This is a genomic window from Chitinophagales bacterium (assembly GCA_019694975.1).
In the GTDB taxonomy this organism is placed as follows: Bacteria; Bacteroidota; Bacteroidia; order Chitinophagales; family UBA10324; genus JACCZZ01.
Genome location: JAIBAY010000008.1, coordinates 183,043 through 200,467, shown reverse-complemented (window position 1 = coordinate 200,467; position 17,425 = coordinate 183,043). Strand labels below are relative to the sequence as shown.

Genomic DNA, 17,425 nt, shown 5'->3' with positions numbered 1-17,425 from the left:
TTGCTTTCTTTTCAGGAAAGCAACGAAATTAGATAATAAAAATTTCCAGCTGCCGGTGCTGCAGCATATAGTATCCACACCCGCCAGACAAGTGTATCAATTTCTTAACAAAGTCATGGCCATCCAATCGTCTTGCGTTAACTGATCCGTTATTGCGAAACCTTCATTATCGGCAGCCTGCAGTAGGGCTGATTCATCTGCTTTCAAAAAACCGCTGATCAGCAGCTTGCCCTGCACGTCCAAAGATGCTGCAAACTGAGGCATTGTTGCAAGAATGATGGAACGGTTGATATTGGCCAGTATGATTTGAAATTGCTTTTGACTGAAGGCATCAGCATCACCCAGTACCGGCGTAGCATTGTGTACATTGTTTGCACGGAAATTATCAATTGCATTATGGTAGGCCCACTTTTCATGATCTACTGCCAATACTGAAGCAGCATGCAGTTTTGAAGCAAGCACTGATAAAATGCCGGTCCCGCTTCCAAAGTCAAGTACCACTCTGCCTTCAAATGCTTCTCGCAGCATAAGTCGCATCATCATTTCCGTCGTTGCATGGTGACCGGTACCGAATGACATGCGTGGATCAATAATGATATCATGTTTCACTTCCGGAAATGCAGCATGAAAGGAGGCCCGTACTGCAATCTCTTTCTCAATGAGAATTGGCTGAAATCCCCTTTCCCATTCTTCATTCCAGTTTCTTTCTGCAATAACTGCACTTTCATAGCCGACGCCATATGACGCTGTCAACGGAGCAATAGTTGACTGAAAAATGGATTCATCAAATTTGTCAGCCGGAATAAAAGCAACGAGTTCGTCTACTTTCTGTTCATAGCCCTGAAAGCCAATTGCATCCAGATCAGCAATCAGCAAATCCTGCTGCCATTCTTCAGTGATATGAAAAGTAAATGAAAGGTAATGCATATCGCTGCCAATGTTGAGCTTAGCGGCACATGGCCTATTCTGTGCCGACAGGCATTACACGCTTTTTATAATACCAACGAAATCTGCGGCTACGAGTGAGGCGCCACCTATCAGTCCACCATCTACATCAGGTTGTGACATCAATCCCTTTGCATTTGACGGCTTCATGCTGCCACCGTATTGAATGGTGAGGTTTTGGGCCACCTCATGACCATATTGCTTTGTAACAAGGCTTCGAATAAAAGCATGCATCTCCTGCGCCTGTTCGTCGCTGGCAACTTTGCCGGTTCCAATTGCCCATACAGGTTCATAGGCAATCACAACATCTGCAAAGGCAGCACCGGAGAGATGAAACAATCCTTCCCTCACCTGATTTTCCACCAATTCAAAATGTCCGTTAGCTTCCCTTATTTCCAGCGGCTCACCACAACAGTAAATAACCTTCATGCCTTCACCTATAACGGCATCAACCTTTTTTGCCAGCTGACTATTTGTTTCCTGAAAATACAGTCTTCTTTCCGAATGGCCGAGAATCACATATGATGCACCAGCTGCCTTGGCCATGGAAGCTGAAATTTCACCGGTGTATGCACCTGACTTTTCCCAATGACAATTCTGCGCAGCTACGAAAATATTGTTCCTGCCCTTCACGAGTCCGGCGATGCGTTCGATGGCTGTGAAAGGAGGACAAAAGACAACTAACGTAGTTCCTGTATCTACTGATGATAACAGGGCCATTGTTTCTTCCACCAGTTGGGCGCCTTCCAAAGGTGTTTTGTTCATCTTCCAGTTTCCGGCGATAATATTTCTTCTCATGTATGATGACTGTTTTTTAAAAGTATGATTGTGATTTTTTACGAGTAATCGCCTGTAACGTATCAGCGATCCGGTAAGGCATAAATATGCCGGAGTATCTCTACATCTACGCTGCTGAGTTCCTGTCCTCTCCTTTTCATAACAAGATCAGCTACCTTCAAGGCCTTTTCCACTTTATAATCGGCAAATCCTGCTGCACCTCCCCAGCTAAATGACGGGATAAAATTCCTGGGGAATCCATCTCCGAAAATATTAGCGAAAACGCCCACTACTGTTCCGGTATTAAACATGGTATTAATGCCGCACTTGGCATGATCGGCCATCATCAGCCCGCAAAACTGCAAACCGGTATCTTCAAATTTCTTGGCTGGATAGTTCCATAGCTTCACATTGCTGTAATCATTTTTCAGGTTGGAATTATTGGTGTCGGCGCCGAGGTTGCACCATTCGCCTATTACGGCATTGCCCAGGTAACCATCATGTGCTTTATTGGAATTTCCAAACATCACCACATTATTTAATTCCCCTCCCACTTTGCAATACGGCCCGATAGTGGTCGGGTAATAAATTTTACTGCCCATTTTCACGATGCTTCCTTCTCCCAATGCAAATGGCCCGCGGATCATGGCACCTTCCATGATTTCCGCATTCTTTCCGATATAAATCGGTCCGTTAGATGCATTGAGATAGGCAAACTCCACCACGGCCCCTGCTTCAATAAAAATATCATGCCTGTTGATAACGCGGTTTGATTCAAAAATCGTGGCCGAACGACGCTTATGCGTGACCAGTTTGTAATCGTCTTTCAGTGCGTCGCCGTTGCGGGTAAAGATATCCGTCAGTTTGCGCACAGAGCGTGTTGGGGTGGCAGGTGGTATCTGCCTGCACCGGCGGATAATTTCCGCTTCCTGCAGCCGGCCATTTACCACTTCGAAACCGGCAACACAACAGGCGATAAGTAAATCATTTTCCACAATCGCCTCATTCAGCTGCAGCGTGACTACCTGCGCTACCAGACGTGGATCAGGCAAAACAGATCCGTTAATCAGCCAGTTAACGGCTTGCTTTTTATGCGGATATTTTTTGGACAGGTAATCCGCGGTAACATAGCCTGTTTGTGCATTGAATGACTGTTTCCATTTCTCAGCGATAGTGAAAATACCTACGCGGATCTCAGCCACCGGCCGGGTGAAGGTAAAAGGCAGGAGATGATCCCTGCAAGCATCATCAAAAAGTATGTAGTTTTTTTCCGGCATCGGCTGAAATTAAAAAGCCCTACTACTGCAGGGCTCTTTTCTTGATGCAAAAATTATTAACTCTTCTTTGCATATTTCTTTTTGAACTTATCAATGCGGCCGGCGGTATCAATGAATTTCATTTTACCGGTATAGTAAGGATGCGATGTATTCGAAATTTCAAGCTTTATCAATGGGTACTCTTTACCGTCTTCCATGGTAATTGTTTCTTTGGAAGCTGCTGAAGATCTGGAGATAAAAGCGGTGCCGTTTGACATGTCTTTGAAAACCACAAACCGGTAATTCTCCGGGTGAATGCCTTTTTTCATCTGATGAACAAATTTTTTTGGGAGCACAAAGATATACAAAAACAAATGAGATTGCCAAATCAGGCCAGATGCTCCATGTTAGTTTATAAGCAGTTCATTTTCACGCGAATACCATACTTTTGAATCAAACACTTCACTTATGCAATGGCGAAAATTCAATGGTGAAAAAATCGGCTTGCCCATCAAAAAAGCCGTTGAACAAGCGATCCGGCACGAAAGCATGCAGGGAAACAAACTGAAAGTATGCATCGGAACCGACTCACAGGTACGAGGCGATGTAACCGAATTCGCAACAGTGATCGTTTTCCTGCGTGAAAAAAAGGGCGGGTTTATGTTCATTAATAATGAAAAAACCACCCATAAGTTATCAATCAAAGAAAGAATGCTCGATGAAGTCTCGAGGTCGGTACAGATTGCCTACAGCCTTTGCGACTTGCTGGATGCCTACGAAGTAGACCTCGAAGTGCATGCAGATATCAACACCAATCCGCATTTTCAATCCAATACCGCACTGAAAGAAGCGATGGGCTATATTCTTGGAATGGGCTTCGCCTTTAAGGCCAAGCCGGAAGCATTTGCCAGTTCAAGCTGTGCGAATAAAGTTGTGTAAGCTGATTGCCCGATTAATCTTACAGACAACCATATAATTTCATTCTGTTTTACTGCTGGAAGCTATCTCAAAACATGCAATCTATGCAGTCCTGCCTGATTGACTTTGGCATCTGTATATGAATTGAGGAGATTCTGATCCCAATCAATCGGGACTGGATGACGCCAGGTAATTTGAGATAGCTTCTAAAAAGAAACAGGCGACGGGGAAATTTCCCTGGTCGCCTGTTTCATGAGGGGTTTTGCAACGTTGAACAAAACCCTGGGTGTGTGAAAGCACCCATATCGTGATTATTGTCAGTTAGTCATTGATTCGTTTCGATGCGTTTTGTTACCTTAAATATACAACACCAAATGAACAAAATCCAAATTATTCTCACTGAATCTGTAAAATCAATTGCTGCCTGATTGCACCTGATACACATGTTCACCAATAAATTTCAACAAAGCTTCCTTTCCGGCTTTTGTGATAACGGAAGAGATGAAGGCCGGCGACATAGGAGACCATTTTGGTTGCATGGCTTCATGAAACAATTTCACATTTTGCATGACTGCGGATTTACCGGTTTTGTCTGATTTGGTAAAAATCAATGCAAACGGAATACGGGAAGCACCAAGGTCATTTACAAAATCAAGGTCAGACTGCTGCGGTTTCAGGCGCGCATCCACCAGGACAAAAACACACCGCAACGTTTTCCGATGTTGTAAATAACGGCGTATCATATCGCTCCATTGATACCGCATACTCCGTGCAACCCTGGCATAGCCATAACCCGGAAGATCAACGAAATAAAAAAGCTGGTTGATCAGGAAAAAATTCAATGTCTGTGTTTTACCCGGAGCACGGGAAACCTTCACCAGGTCCTTCCTGTTTACCAGCATATTGATCAGTGACGATTTCCCCACATTGGATCTTCCGATAAAAGCAAATTCCGGCAATCCGGTTTTCGGACAAGCTTTTTCAGAAACAAAACTTCCGATAAAAGTTGCTGACTGAATTATCATACTGCCTTACAGATAAGAGGTAAACTTAGAGTGCAAAGAAACAGAAAGAAAACCTGCAATGTTGCTCTTTGATTAACTTTGCCATGCATGAAAGAGGAAGTTGTACCCTATGAAAAGCTGAATCTCCCAAAAAAGGAGCAGGTTTCCCTGATGTTCGACAGGATTGCCTTCCGCTATGATCTCATGAACAGGCTGCTTTCCTTCGGTATTGATACGATATGGAGAAAACGAATGCTGAAGATGCTGTACAAACGGCAGCCAAAGCGTATCCTCGATGTTGCCACCGGCACTGCTGATGTGGCCATTCAGTTGGCGGCGCTGAAGCCGGACAAGATAACCGGCATTGACATTTCCGCTGAAATGCTCCACGTCGGACAACTGAAACTGAAAGAGAAAAAGCTGGATACACTGATCAGCCTGCAACAGGCAGATGCAGAGAATCTTCCATTTACGGATAATAAGTTCGATGCTATTACCGTTGCTTTTGGTGTCAGGAACTTTGAAGACCTCGAAAAGGGATTAAAGGAGTTGCACAGGGTATTGAAAAAAGACGGAATGCTGGTGGTGCTGGAGTTTTCAAAACCGCGTATTACACCATTCAGGCAAATGTTCCATTTTTATTTCACTTACATCTGCCCTATGCTTGGGGAATGGATTACGCATGATAAAATGGCATACACCTATCTTCACCGTTCCGTAGCGGTTTTTCCTGACGGAAAAGATTTCACAGACTTATTGCAAAAAAACGGATTCGAATCAGCGCAATGCACACCTCTCACCTTCGGCATCAGCTCTATCTACACAGGTATAAAACACTGATCATATTCCTGTCAGTTGTTTTGTGCCAACGCAGCTTTGCGCAGGTCAATATCTATACAGATGATCAGCGCTACGACAGGCGGCTGTTTCACTTCGGCATCTCACTGAGCCTGAACAGTTCCAATTACAAAATAACGCTTGATTCCAACTACATCTATCAGAATGAGATTTTAGAAGTGCATACGAATAATAATCCCGGATTTGCATTAGGCATACTCTCCGATCTGCATTTATCCAAATCATTTGAACTGCGGTTTATTCCTGATCTTGCCTTTGCCGACAGGACCATTCAATACAGCCTCAGCACCACCGATACGATTCCACTTAAAAAAATTGAATCCGTTTACCTCGAATTCCCGGTTCATCTGAAATACCGTTCAAGGCCGTATAAAGATTTCAGAATGTATGTGCTGGGCGGATTTAAATACAGCATTGATATGCAGTCGAATGCTACAGCCCGCCTCGCGGAAAATCTCATTAAGGTTTACAGGAATGATATTGCCCTGGAGTATGGAATGGGCATGGAATTTCACTTACCACTGGTCATCATTTCACCGGAGATAAAAGTATCTTATGGCCTGTTCAATATCCTGAAACCGGACGACAATCTTGTATTTTCGCGGGTGCTGGAAAAACTGCAGGCACGCTCTATCATGTTTACGTTGCATTTTGAAGGCTGAGCCGCACAAATAATAATACCGCAACCGGCAGACTATTTCCCAAGCCTGATTTTGCTTAAATCAACTTTTTCCTGCACATCAAACGGAAAGGTTTTGCGCAGTATGAATTTCTTAACGGTAAGATTTCCCTGCAGGTGAACAGGAATACCATCGCCGGAAGTAAACATCTTAAGGCCGGCAGGAAGCAACTGTGCTAACTGTTCGGCCGTTGTATTGATATTTATCGGAATCGCAAACTCCGCTTGCGCCTTTGCATAGGATACATCAGCCAGTTGAGCACTGGCCAGTTTTATACCATTCATCTCAATGTCCACATTAAAATCCTTCAGTTTCGCACCCAATGAATTCGGGTTATACAGGTTCAGGTCAAATGTTATTTGCGGCGTGTTGCCTGCAGCCGTAAAACTGAAATTGTTGAGTGACCGGTACTGCAATGGTTTAAGCGGGGCACAGGAAAAAAGCAGCGAGAAAGGAATAAAAAGTAATAACTTCCTGTATTGCATAGGCGATATACTATTGTATTGAATACTTCCGAAGAAAACCGTTCACCATTTATTCTTCCACATCATGCTCTCTAACGGCTTCAATGTACGCTTGCTGTATTTGGCATTGTCCTTCTTGTTATATGTGTTCTTCACTACGCCTTCCACCGTAAAATAAATCAGTTGCCCGATGGGCATTCCCGGATAGATACGCACCGGTTGCTTCACGGAGATCTCCAGCGTCCACGTGTTGCAATAACCGACGTCGCCTTTGCCGGCCGTTGCATGGATATCAATTCCCAACCGGCCAACACTTGATTTACCTTCGAGGAAAGGCACATGCGCATGGGTTTCGGTGTATTCTTCCGTTACGCCTAAATAAAGCATGTCGGGATACAAAATAAAGCCATCGTCGGGGATCGTGATCACATCAATCATGTTATGTTTTCGCGCATCGAGAATACGGTCTTTATAGGTGGCAATGTATTTTCCGAGATGAACATCATAACTGTTGGAACCAAGCCCTTCGGGTTTGAAAGGCTCAATCAAAATGGTTCCTTTCTCAATTTCTGCAAGAATCTGGCGGTCTGATAATATCATGGTTTCATTTTGTGGAGTGCGAAAATAAAGTTTGTAGACGAAAGTTGCCGCTGTCGATTGGTGAAAAAGCAAAACCCCGAACTGCTGGTATATCGCACATCACCACGGTTGTCCCGGTGATCAGTGTATGCTCCATGCAATAGTTGTGCTGTCGTCGCCTGCGGAGAGGAAAACCTGCTCTTCAGGCATCCACAACAACTTGTTTACAGATCTTGTGTGGCCATTATTCTTCAGTTGGTCGAGTGATTTTACTAATTCAAGTGAAGCACTGTCCCAGATGCGGATGGTCTTATCGCGTGAAGCCGAGGCCATGAACTGGCCGTTTGCAACAGGCTGCAAATGATTGATGGTATACAGATGAGCTTTGATTTGCCGGATGAGTAAATGTTGCTGAAGATCATAACCATACAACTGTGCATCCCGTGAGCCGGCCAGGAGCATCCGGCTTTGTGGAATAAATGAAACGCAGAAAACAGAATTGGCCGGACCGGCAAGCACTTCCTTCACCTCCCATCGCAGTGCGTCAATGATATAAATCCTGTTATCGCTGCAAGCCACCGCTATTTCATTTTCCTGTTTATTTATATCGATCATCCGAAGGCTCATACTGCTGATGTTGAGTACGCATTGCAATGAAAAATTATCGGCTGACCAAACTGATAAGCTTCCATCTTTCGAAGCAACAAGTACAAGATCATTCAGCAGTTTAATATCGAAGACAGATTGCGCATGATAAGTGATGTGGTGGATTTCGCGTTTCTGTAAAAGGTCGAACACGTGGAATCCGCCTGCCATGGTGCCGATGAGCAGTAAGTTTTTTTCAGGTATCAGTAAGAGTGCAAAAACCTGGCTGCTGACACGGGCCAGTACTGTGGCTTGTGCAGGATCATTGAGTCGGGTAGCCAGCACTATTCCTTCGCTGCCGGCGGAAAGGAAAGTGGAGCTATCCGCTCCATGCGAAAGTGCATACACTGCACCTTTATGTAAGTTGAACCTGGCGACCTGAGCTACTTCCAAAATAATCCTGATTAGACGGCAAATATAGCTTCAGCCTCGCTATTGATCCGGTAAAAAAGAGAAACCGAATAAAGAGCAGATCCGGTGATCCGGTACCTTACCAATAACAGCGAAAGGTTATTTTTACAGCTATGGCGCTGATCTTTAAAAAAGAAATTGCGGAGGAGACACTTATCGGCATCTGGCGCATTGATGAAACAGCTGAATGGTTCCGCTCGCAGTTGCAACTCAACGACCAGGAAAACGAAATGATCGCTTCCATCCGTCATCCGCAACGCAAACTTCATTGGTTGTCGAGCAGGGTTTTGTTGCGGTCGCTGCTGCAAACCGATGCGTTTATTCAGCTCGAAAATGATACGTATGGCAAACCGGTTGTCAGAAATTTCCCCGTCGAAATTTCCATCTCGCATTCCGCCGATCTCTCTGCGTTGCTGCTCAGCAAAAAATATAAAGTAGGCATTGACATTGAGAAGACAGATCCAAAGGTGCTCCGCATTCAGCATAAGTTTGTGAATGAAGAGGAGCTAAAGTGGGTGAACATTGACAACAGGATCGGGCAACTTTATGCTATCTGGTGTGCAAAGGAAGCGATGTATAAATTATATGGTGAAAAGAAACTGGATTTCCGGCAGCACCTGATGACTGCACCTTTTGACTTCACCGGAGCGGGAACAATACATGGAAGAATTGTGAAAGAAAGCTACTACGCTGAGCTGAATGTTCAATATGAAATGCTGGGAAATTATATGACAGCCTATGTAATTCAATAGTGCTTACTTGAAGTAAGTTACCGTCACCGTGCCGAGCGACTTGCCCAGTTGCCGGATCCATTCATCCAGCTTAATATTTATAATCATGTAATGATTTTCATCTTCTTCATTCCCTTTCACGGCTTTCAGTTGCGCCTGATTCTCCAACTTCATATTCATCAGCTTATGCAGCTTAAAATGATGCAGGGTGCTGATGACATGTTTTTTAAAATTCTTTTGCGGTGTATTAACGAATATTTCATGGCGCTTCTCCCAGTTTTCACTCAGGTTATATGGAAATGAAATGATCTCGATGGCCAGGTCACGGAATTTCTTTTCATCGTGGTTGATGAAAATATGATGGTCCACTTTACCGCCTTTTTTCGACATCTCTTCCATCTCATGAATCATCAGTTGAAAATCATGATTATACAAGGGTGCTTCCTTCAACTCATCCAGCACCACATCCACCACTTTCTGACCGTCATCGAGCATTTCTTCGCCATATTCCAGTAACAGCCGCAAGATTCCCATCTCCTGGTAGAAATCCTTCGCCTGCTGATCCTGTTGTTGCTGCGAATGATCTTCGGCCGGTGACTGATCCTGGTATAATGCATCCGCTTCGAAATCAGGCGCACCGGTTTCCTTTTTCAGCTGGCGCCGTTTCACCTTGTTTACTTCCGTGATAAGCACCTGTTCGCCTACCTCCAGTTCCCTGCTGCATTCTTTAATCAGCACCGATCGCTTGATCGGATCAGGTATCCGGGCGAGGGTTTCAACGATGTCCTTAATCACGCCGGCTTTTTTCAGCGGATCATTTCCTGTTCCTGCCAGCAACAACTCCGTTTTAAACTGCAGGAAATGTTTTTTGTTAGCGGCAACGTAATCTCTGAATGCTGTGCTTCCGTTTTTATGCAGGAAAGAATCAGGATCTTCACCATCAGGCAGCAGTACGACCCGTACATTCACGTCCTCTCCTGCCATCAGTTCCAGTCCGCGCAAGGCGGCCTTAATGCCTGCCTGATCACCATCATATAAAATTGTGATGTTAGCAGTAAACCGCCTGATGAGCTTGATTTGCTCGGGCGTGAGGGAAGTACCTGACGAAGCAACCACATTTTCAATTCCTGCCTGGTGCATGGAAATCACGTCCGTATACCCTTCCGTCAGGAAACACTCATCCTCTTTGCGAATGGCGGTACGTGCCTGATAAATGCCATATACCAACTGACTCTTGTGATAGATTTCCGTTTCCGGTGAATTAATATACTTGGGAGCGCGGTCGTCCTTCACCATCATGCGGCCTGCAAATGCCACCACCTTGCCTGATAAGTTGAGGATCGGAAATATCACGCGATGATGAAAAAAATCCACTTTCTTTTCACCTTTCTCCTTGACAAGCCCGGCCTGTTCCAGCAAATGCAGCTGATAGCCGCTTTTCACTGCTGTTTTGGTAAAGGCCCCGGCATCAGACAGCGCGTAGCCCAGCATAAACTTCTTCTGCATTTCATCGGTGAATCCTCTTTCCTTAAAATAAGCCAGGCCGATATTCCGGCCTTCCGCGGTCTTCAATAAATTATCATTAAAATACTGCTGTGCAAACTGATTGATGATGAATAAAGAGTCTTTCACCATCTTGTCTCCCTGTTCCTTTTGCAGGTCACCGGTTTCCTCTACCACGAGATTATATTTCTGCGCGAGGTAGCGAAGTGATTCCGGATACGTAAACTTTTCATGCTCCATGATAAACGTCACAGAGTCACCTCCTTTACCGCAACCAAAACATTTAAAGATGCCTTTTGAGGGCGAAACATGAAACGAGGGCGTCTTTTCCGTATGGAAAGGACACAAGCCGACGAAATTTGTTCCCCGTTTTTTCAGGTTCACGAAATCGCCCACCACTTCCTCGATACGGGCGGCAGCTATAATCTCATCTTTGCTATGGGCGGTGATCATGCTTGTACCGGCAGGCCGGGTTTGGGAGTTCGAAGGTAACGGAATTAAAGGTTGCATTGATAGCCCGCCAGCTTGTTTTATTGTGGCATAAGGCGGCTTTGCTTATTCCACATTCAGCGTATCAGCACAGTATAAACTTCCGGCGGATGCATAAACGGACCATGGCTAAAAAGCCCAATCATCAGCCATAACAATAATTACTCAACAGCAACCTAACGGTCAGCTAATTAACCATTAAACAATCCGACCATTATTCAATTAACCTTCGAACGCCCGGAAAAGCACCCCGGCATGCAGCATTCCACCGTCAAAAAATGTATGACACGCTTCCTTTTACGGCAACCGGTGTTCCGGGTGTGAAATGCAGTTCTGACACGGGTGAAGGCTCATCAAACAAACGTGATTCGGTATCAAACTGAGCCTCGTTCCAAGCGGCATTCGTAAGATTTTCAACATTCATTCCAATGCGGACATGCTCCCAACGATAGGCTACTGCAGCATCCATCACAAAGTATCCTTTTGCTTTTACCGTGTTGGATTCATTGGCCGGCCGGTCACTCATGAAGCGATAGCGCAGTGATCCTTCCCATCCCCGCTGTTGAACCACGGTTAGACCGCCGGTTGAAGTGACCCTCGGAGCGAGCGGTATAACATTATCTTCGATCAATTTATCTCCAAAAAAGTTGCTGAGTAAAAAACCTTTGGCATAATTCACATCCATATCGGCGAACAACCATTTCAACACCTGGTAACGGGCCGAGAAATCAACTCCCATGCGACTGCTTGGTCCGTTATCTTCCGTTGTTCCCTCATCACCTACATACACGAGCTCATTTTCAAGTTGCAAGGTCCACAGCGCCACAGAAAATATCACCGATCCTACGCGAACCTGCGTTCCCACTTCACCACCGGCAGCCAATGGAAGACGGTGATTTAACGAATCCTGTACTACGGCCCGTGCATCGTTGGAATGAAACCCGATTCCGGTATTCAAAAACAGGTGAATATTATTGGAAGGTGAATACACCAAATTCAGTTTAGGCTGGGCCAAGGTCTGATAGTTAAACCCTGAAATATTATGATGGCTGGAATCAGCTGTAATAAGGTCATTTACATCAAACGTGAAATAGTCAAACCGCAAACCCAATTGCGCTTTAAGCTGCGGCGTTAAGCTGAATTCCTCTTTAATCCAGCCATTCATACTTTGTTCCATGATCATGGCATCGGCAGTGACTGAAAGCCTTTCTCTTGCCGGTGAATGCCAAAGCATCACATGCGTCTGATCAGCCCGCAAACCAAGTCCAAGCGTAGTCTTCACCGGCATTGTGCCGAGTTGGCCCGGTATAGAGAATGCACCATTGTATCCGCCAATGGTACGGTCATCATCCTGTTCAATCATGTCTCCATGCACAGGATCGTTGAGAAAGAAGGTGAAGTTGGAAAACAGTTTGAAGTGGTAATCAGCATAATAAATCTGCGACTGAAAATTGTTGTTACCAATTTTTGAATTTATTTCAAAATTAAGGTTGGTTCTCGAAGTCAGTCCGCCTTCCATTGAATCAATAGCACCAAAACGATTGATCAAGCCGCTTTCTATTGCACGCCCCGGTACCTGGCCTGATGCATTCCATGTTGAACTGAAGCCATTATAGGAAAGCATAGCGGTGGTGTTTTCACTTAACCTGAATGTATTTTTATTGAACAGGGTAAAGCGGTGAAAATTTTGGGTTGCATCGAAATAAGACGGGTTGAAAACGAAATCGCCGGCTATGTATGAGTTCACAACAGCTGATTGTAACGGAAGCTGCAACATCAGCAGGGCATGGCTGCCGCTGAATCCGCGCTGTGTTGGTGCTGAGGTAAAATCTGTGCTGAATGAGTTCTCATCAAGTTGATCGAGCGTACGGAACCTAACCGTTGCACCGGTGGAAAAATCGCCGTTTTGCGCGAAGTACGGTCCCTTGGCGATATCCATTCGCTGCACCGTTTCCGGAATCAGGAAATGAAGATCTGCATAACCCTGGCCATGGCCATGCGAAGGCATATTAACCGGAATACCATCAACAAATGCTGCCACATCTGTTCCGTGATCACAGTCGAAGCCGCGCACAAAAATCTGTTCTGCTTTTCCTCCACCGGCATGCTGGGCGATGAATAAGCCGGGCACGAGCCGAAGCATGTCCTGCGCAGAATTTTTAGGGCGGAGGTGAAAATCAATAACGTTCAATACCTGTGACGATGCGGCCGTAACCGGCACATCACCCCTGACCACAAGATCAGGCAGGCTGATAACGGCCGGTGAAATTGAAATATTTAATACCGTGGTTCCTGCGGGAGAAACGGTGATATGCATCTCTTTTGTAACATAATCCTGTTTACTGAATGTGACCGTGTACATCTTGGCGGAAATATTCCGGAATGAATAGTATCCATTGGTATCTGTAAGTGCAATGAGATGATCTTCCTCCATAGAAACGGTGAGTCCGGTTACCGGACTATTAGTAAGGTTGTCAATGACAGTTCCTTCAAGCAGCATGCTTTGCGCTGTTGCATTATGAAAGTTTATCAGCACCAAAGCAAAAAGGTAAACGGGTAACAGTTTCATAGCGAAAATGAATTTAAGTTTAGCAGTAATCCTGTGTCCGGCTAACCTGATTGCAACAAGCAATCAGCAGCAGTCACATGGAATTGCGGTGAGCGATAAATGGAGGAAAAATGTCAGTACACAAGCATCAGGATAACGATATCGCTGAAGAAAAAAATTTGTGCTGACCTATTGGTACGTGAGGTTATAGATTTTCCGGTGGCGGCAGGAAGACAGCAGGAAAGAATTGTGTGTTTCTATCTTCTTCACCCCTGAAGAAACAAAAACATATCAATAGCATTGCGCTCACAATTGTAGCGAGCGATAGTAAGAGCGAGTGGAAATTTGAAGAGTTGACTGGCAGTGAAGCAGCAGTGTCCATAACCGGCAGATCTGCGGCGTGCACCATAAACCGGAAAGAAAAAGGAGTTGAATTTATGTGATGGTCGCGGGTTGCATGGTTTACAAAGCCGGCCATCTCTTGTAAATAACCCGACCCGGAAGGATAATCATTGGTAAGCAATACAAAGGCATTCACAGCACCAACAATAACGAGACCGATGATCCGCAGGATGCGCTGAGCCTTGAGCCGGTATGCCTGGTATTTTGTAGAAAGAATCATCGCATCGTATGCATTGAAGCCTCATATACGAAGCAGCATCGCCGATGGATTTGCCAAACGTAATGAAAGTTGATGATCTGCGGGTTGGCGGAGTATAACCGTTTCCGTAAAAACGGTGCGACCAGCTATTATCGTCTTCAGCAATGTGTGGCATAACAGGCAGCTGAAGCGAAAACATTATCAAAGTCCGGTAACAGGTGCTTACGATGTCAACCTGTTATACTGCGCAACCGTTCTTCCATCAACCTGATTTTCTCTCTTGCGTCCTCTGCCTTTTTCCGTTCTTTTTCAATAATGTCTGCGGATGCTCTGGCAACAAAGTTTTGATTTTCGAGTTTCTTCATCACTGAGTTCAGGAAACCTAACTGGTACTCGATGTCTTTTTCAAGCCTCGCTTTTTCTTCGCCACTGCCCAGGCCGTCCGGTGATTCCAGGAAGTATTTATCCGAGCCGATCAGGAATGAGAAGGACTGCTCAATGTCGTAATCGGTTTTCTGAATCGTATTAAGTGCGGCGAGTTTGGAAATAACCTGCTTCATCCCTTCCTCCATCTTCATATTGCCGGAAATGAAAAGTGACAATAAAACTTTTTGCTTCAATCCATTTCGGTTGCGAATATCCCTTATGGCGCTGATGATTTCCTTAGCCTTTTCACCGCCTGCAATGATTTGCGGATCAGCATCCGGCACTTCCCTTAATTGTGAAGTCACCAGGAATTCTCCGGCACTTCTTTCTTTAACCTGGTGAAAAACCTCTTCGGAAATAAACGGCATGAAAGGATGCAGTAACTGCATTAGCCGTTCAATGAAACCAATGGTTTTGTTATACGAATAAGCATCGGCGGGCTGACCGAATTCAGGTTTGATCATCTCGAGGTACCATGAACAGAAATCGTCCCAAATCAGTGAATAGATTTCCTTCAAAGCCGGAGAGATATCGAACTGGTCAAACAATCTGCCGATCTGCTGCGTTACGGCATTCAGTCTGTTTTCAAACCAGGCAACAGCAAACGCATTCGCTGCACTTATCTGCCGATTATCTTCAGGGTCACCGGTTACTTCCCATCCCTTCACCAATCGTAATACGTTCCACAATTTATTGTTGAAATTCCTGCCCTGCTCCACCAGCTTTTCGTCGAATAAAATATCATTGCCGGCAGGTGATGAAATCAGGATGCCGAAACGCACCGCATCCGCGCCATACTTTTCAATCAATGCCAGCAGGTCAGGGGAATTACCCAGCGACTTCGACATTTTTCTTCCCTGCTTATCGCGCACAATACCTGTAAAATACACCTGGTCAAACGGTTTGGCCTCCATGTATTCAAAGCCGCTCATGATCATACGTGCCACCCAGAAGAAGATGATTTCAGGAGCAGTCACCAGTGTTTGTGTAGGGTAATAATATTTTACTTCAGCATTACCCGGATTGCTTAATCCTTTGAACACTTCAAATGGCCACAACCAGCTGGAAAACCAGGTATCAAGCACATCTTCATCCTGCTGCAATTCCTGAGCAGTGACCGAACCCACTGCACTGCTGCCGGAAGATTTTGCTGAATTCTCCGCTGCTTGCCTGTTTAGTATTTCCGCTGCTTCCGCTGCTGTTTCCGCTACCGCGAATCTGCCATCGTGTGTGTACCATGCCGGAATGCGATGTCCCCACCAAAGCTGCCTGCTGATGCACCAGTCGCGTATGCCTTCCATCCAGAGCCGGTAGTTTGTTTTGAATTTCGAAGGATAGAATTTAATGCTGTCATTCATTACAGCTTCCAATGCTGGCTGAGCCATGCTTTGCATACTGCACCACCATTGCATAGAGAGCCGCGGTTCCACCACCACATCTGTTCTTTCAGAAAATCCAACCTGGTTGGTGTAGTCTTCCACTTTCACCAGGTGACCTTCTACCTCCAGATCTTTCACAATATTTTTCCTGCACTCAAAGCGATCCTGGCCGACATAAAGCTGTGCCGCTTTACTCATCGTGCCATCTTCATTGAGCGTATCAATTACTTCCAGCTGATGCTTCAGCCCAAGGTTGTAGTCATTCATGTCATGGGCAGGCGTCACCTTCAGGGCACCTGTTCCAAATTCCCGCTCCACATATTCATCTGCAATGATTGGAATACGCCGGTCGATCAGCGGAACCAAAGCATAACGGCCTACGAGATTTTTGTAGCGTACGTCTTCCGGATGCACACAGATAGCGCTGTCGCCTAAAATAGTTTCCGGACGTACGGTGGCAATGGTAATCCATGCAGCGGGATCATCAGACAACTGATAACGGACGAAATATAATTTTGATTTCACCTCCCGCTTGATCACCTCTTCATCACTCAAGGAAGTTTTTGCCTTTGGATCCCAGTTAATCATCTTATAGCCACGATAGATTTGGCCTTTATTGTAAAGGTCGATGAACACACGGATGACAGCCTTGTAGTAGTCATCATCCATGGTAAATGTCGTCCTGTTCCAGTCGCAACTACAACCCAGTTTCCGTATCTGCGTAAGGATGATACCACCGTATTTATCTCGCCATTCCCATGCATATTTCAGAAATTCTTCCCTGGACAAGTCGCGCTTTTCGATACCTTTCTCGCGGAGCATGGCCACTACTTTCGCTTCCGTGGAAATGGAGGCATGATCGGTACCCGGCACCCAACAGGCATTCTTCCCTTGCATGCGGGCACGGCGAATGCATATATCCTGGATGGTATTGTTGAGTGCATGACCCATGTGGAGCACGCCGGTAACATTCGGCGGAGGAATAACAATGGTATATGGTTCTCTGTCATCCGGTTTCGACTCGAAAAGGCGCTGTTCCATCCATTGCTGATACCACCTGTCGTCTAATCCTGTCGGGTCAAAAGTTTTGGGCAATTCCATCTTCACAATATTTGAGTCGCAAAAATAAAAGGTATTTGGTGTAATTGCAGGATAAGCAATCTGGCAGGAAGAAGATTCCTATACCGGCAGAACAGCAGTGTAATAATAAG

Annotated in this window: 16 protein-coding genes; 4 read left to right on the top strand and 12 right to left on the bottom strand. The window is 45.3% G+C overall.

Features of this window, described 5'->3' with window-relative positions; genetic code table 11:
- Window positions 1–96 precede the first annotated feature (96 nt).
- The 4 genes from prmA to K1X61_14290 form a co-directional block, all read right to left on the bottom strand.
- Window positions 97–927, bottom strand: a complete 831-nt coding sequence (gene prmA / locus K1X61_14305) for a 50S ribosomal protein L11 methyltransferase (protein ID MBX7109820.1) — start codon at window positions 925–927, stop codon at window positions 97–99.
- Between the two features lie 54 nt (window positions 928–981).
- Window positions 982–1,743, bottom strand: a complete 762-nt coding sequence (tpiA, locus tag K1X61_14300; GenBank protein ID MBX7109819.1) for a triose-phosphate isomerase — start codon at window positions 1,741–1,743, stop codon at window positions 982–984.
- Between the two features lie 62 nt (window positions 1,744–1,805).
- On the bottom strand, window positions 1,806–2,999 hold the full coding sequence (locus tag K1X61_14295) for a GlmU family protein (GenBank protein ID MBX7109818.1): 1,194 nt from the start codon (window positions 2,997–2,999) through the stop codon (window positions 1,806–1,808).
- Between the two features lie 56 nt (window positions 3,000–3,055).
- On the bottom strand, window positions 3,056–3,307 hold the full coding sequence (locus tag K1X61_14290; protein ID MBX7109817.1) for a type B 50S ribosomal protein L31: 252 nt from the start codon (window positions 3,305–3,307) through the stop codon (window positions 3,056–3,058).
- Window positions 3,308–3,446: 139 nt separating this feature from the next.
- On the opposite strand from K1X61_14290, the gene K1X61_14285 reads away from it, so the two are divergent.
- Window positions 3,447–3,917 carry a ribonuclease H-like YkuK family protein gene (locus tag K1X61_14285; protein ID MBX7109816.1) on the top strand — a complete coding sequence of 157 codons (471 nt, stop codon included), beginning with the start codon at window positions 3,447–3,449 and terminating at the stop codon, window positions 3,915–3,917.
- A 392-nt stretch (window positions 3,918–4,309) separates the two neighbouring features.
- Here the strand turns inward: K1X61_14285 and yihA are convergent, their stop codons facing one another.
- The gene (gene yihA / locus K1X61_14280; GenBank protein ID MBX7109815.1) at window positions 4,310–4,921 is read right to left on the bottom strand and encodes a ribosome biogenesis GTP-binding protein YihA/YsxC; all 612 of its coding nucleotides are present in this window, start codon (window positions 4,919–4,921) and stop codon (window positions 4,310–4,312) included.
- Window positions 4,922–5,008: 87 nt separating this feature from the next.
- On the opposite strand from yihA, the gene ubiE reads away from it, so the two are divergent.
- Both ubiE and K1X61_14270 read left to right on the top strand, forming a co-directional pair.
- The gene (ubiE, locus tag K1X61_14275) at window positions 5,009–5,740 is read left to right on the top strand and encodes a bifunctional demethylmenaquinone methyltransferase/2-methoxy-6-polyprenyl-1,4-benzoquinol methylase UbiE (GenBank protein ID MBX7109814.1); all 732 of its coding nucleotides are present in this window, start codon (window positions 5,009–5,011) and stop codon (window positions 5,738–5,740) included.
- A gap of 20 nt (window positions 5,741–5,760) precedes the next feature.
- The gene (locus K1X61_14270; protein ID MBX7109813.1) at window positions 5,761–6,420 is read left to right on the top strand and encodes a PorT family protein; all 660 of its coding nucleotides are present in this window, start codon (window positions 5,761–5,763) and stop codon (window positions 6,418–6,420) included.
- A gap of 32 nt (window positions 6,421–6,452) precedes the next feature.
- On the opposite strand, the gene K1X61_14265 is transcribed toward K1X61_14270, so the two are convergent.
- From K1X61_14265 to K1X61_14255, 3 genes are all read right to left on the bottom strand, one after another.
- Window positions 6,453–6,923, bottom strand: coding sequence for an LEA type 2 family protein (locus K1X61_14265; GenBank protein ID MBX7109812.1), 471 nt, complete (start codon window positions 6,921–6,923; stop codon window positions 6,453–6,455).
- Between the two features lie 42 nt (window positions 6,924–6,965).
- Window positions 6,966–7,502: a dCTP deaminase gene (gene dcd / locus K1X61_14260; protein ID MBX7109811.1), complete on the bottom strand. Its 537-nt coding sequence runs from the start codon at window positions 7,500–7,502 to the stop codon at window positions 6,966–6,968.
- A 120-nt stretch (window positions 7,503–7,622) separates the two neighbouring features.
- On the bottom strand, window positions 7,623–8,519 hold the full coding sequence (locus K1X61_14255) for a hypothetical protein (GenBank protein MBX7109810.1): 897 nt from the start codon (window positions 8,517–8,519) through the stop codon (window positions 7,623–7,625).
- 131 nt (window positions 8,520–8,650) lie between these two features.
- Here K1X61_14255 and K1X61_14250 point away from each other — a divergent pair, with 131 nt between their 5' ends.
- Window positions 8,651–9,289, top strand: coding sequence for a 4'-phosphopantetheinyl transferase superfamily protein (locus K1X61_14250; protein MBX7109809.1), 639 nt, complete (start codon window positions 8,651–8,653; stop codon window positions 9,287–9,289).
- 3 nt (window positions 9,290–9,292) lie between these two features.
- Here K1X61_14250 and dnaG read toward each other — a convergent pair whose 3' ends face one another.
- The 4 genes from dnaG to K1X61_14230 all read right to left on the bottom strand — a co-directional run bounded on the left by dnaG (window position 9,293) and on the right by K1X61_14230 (window position 17,315).
- Window positions 9,293–11,224 (bottom strand): DNA primase, encoded by a 1,932-nt coding sequence (dnaG, locus tag K1X61_14245; GenBank protein ID MBX7109808.1) that lies wholly within the window; start codon window positions 11,222–11,224, stop codon window positions 9,293–9,295.
- A 307-nt stretch (window positions 11,225–11,531) separates the two neighbouring features.
- The gene (locus K1X61_14240) at window positions 11,532–13,829 is read right to left on the bottom strand and encodes a TonB-dependent receptor (protein MBX7109807.1); all 2,298 of its coding nucleotides are present in this window, start codon (window positions 13,827–13,829) and stop codon (window positions 11,532–11,534) included.
- Window positions 13,830–14,013: 184 nt separating this feature from the next.
- Window positions 14,014–14,430 carry a hypothetical protein gene (locus tag K1X61_14235; protein ID MBX7109806.1) on the bottom strand — a complete coding sequence of 139 codons (417 nt, stop codon included), beginning with the start codon at window positions 14,428–14,430 and terminating at the stop codon, window positions 14,014–14,016.
- A gap of 209 nt (window positions 14,431–14,639) precedes the next feature.
- Window positions 14,640–17,315, bottom strand: a complete 2,676-nt coding sequence (locus tag K1X61_14230; GenBank protein ID MBX7109805.1) for a valine--tRNA ligase — start codon at window positions 17,313–17,315, stop codon at window positions 14,640–14,642.
- Window positions 17,316–17,425: the final 110 nt, after the last annotated feature.

What these genes read in the sequence shown, in the direction of transcription:
- K1X61_14250 (MBX7109809.1), top strand. Translation starts at nt 8,651, where the DNA reads ATGGCGCTGATCTTTAAAAAAGAAATTGCGGAGGAGACACTTATCGGC.
- K1X61_14295 (MBX7109818.1), bottom strand. Translation starts at nt 2,999, where the DNA reads ATGCCGGAAAAAAACTACATACTTTTTGATGATGCTTGCAGGGATCAT.
- K1X61_14230 (MBX7109805.1), bottom strand. Translation starts at nt 17,315, where the DNA reads ATGGAATTGCCCAAAACTTTTGACCCGACAGGATTAGACGACAGGTGG.
- dcd (MBX7109811.1), bottom strand. Translation starts at nt 7,502, where the DNA reads ATGATATTATCAGACCGCCAGATTCTTGCAGAAATTGAGAAAGGAACC.
- yihA (MBX7109815.1), bottom strand. Translation starts at nt 4,921, where the DNA reads ATGATAATTCAGTCAGCAACTTTTATCGGAAGTTTTGTTTCTGAAAAA.
- K1X61_14240 (MBX7109807.1), bottom strand. Translation starts at nt 13,829, where the DNA reads ATGAAACTGTTACCCGTTTACCTTTTTGCTTTGGTGCTGATAAACTTT.
- tpiA (MBX7109819.1), bottom strand. Translation starts at nt 1,743, where the DNA reads ATGAGAAGAAATATTATCGCCGGAAACTGGAAGATGAACAAAACACCT.
- prmA (MBX7109820.1), bottom strand. Translation starts at nt 927, where the DNA reads ATGCATTACCTTTCATTTACTTTTCATATCACTGAAGAATGGCAGCAG.
- dnaG (MBX7109808.1), bottom strand. Translation starts at nt 11,224, where the DNA reads ATGATCACCGCCCATAGCAAAGATGAGATTATAGCTGCCGCCCGTATC.
- K1X61_14285 (MBX7109816.1), top strand. Translation starts at nt 3,447, where the DNA reads ATGCAATGGCGAAAATTCAATGGTGAAAAAATCGGCTTGCCCATCAAA.
- K1X61_14235 (MBX7109806.1), bottom strand. Translation starts at nt 14,430, where the DNA reads ATGATTCTTTCTACAAAATACCAGGCATACCGGCTCAAGGCTCAGCGC.
- ubiE (MBX7109814.1), top strand. Translation starts at nt 5,009, where the DNA reads ATGAAAGAGGAAGTTGTACCCTATGAAAAGCTGAATCTCCCAAAAAAG.
- K1X61_14290 (MBX7109817.1), bottom strand. Translation starts at nt 3,307, where the DNA reads ATGAAAAAAGGCATTCACCCGGAGAATTACCGGTTTGTGGTTTTCAAA.
- K1X61_14265 (MBX7109812.1), bottom strand. Translation starts at nt 6,923, where the DNA reads ATGCAATACAGGAAGTTATTACTTTTTATTCCTTTCTCGCTGCTTTTT.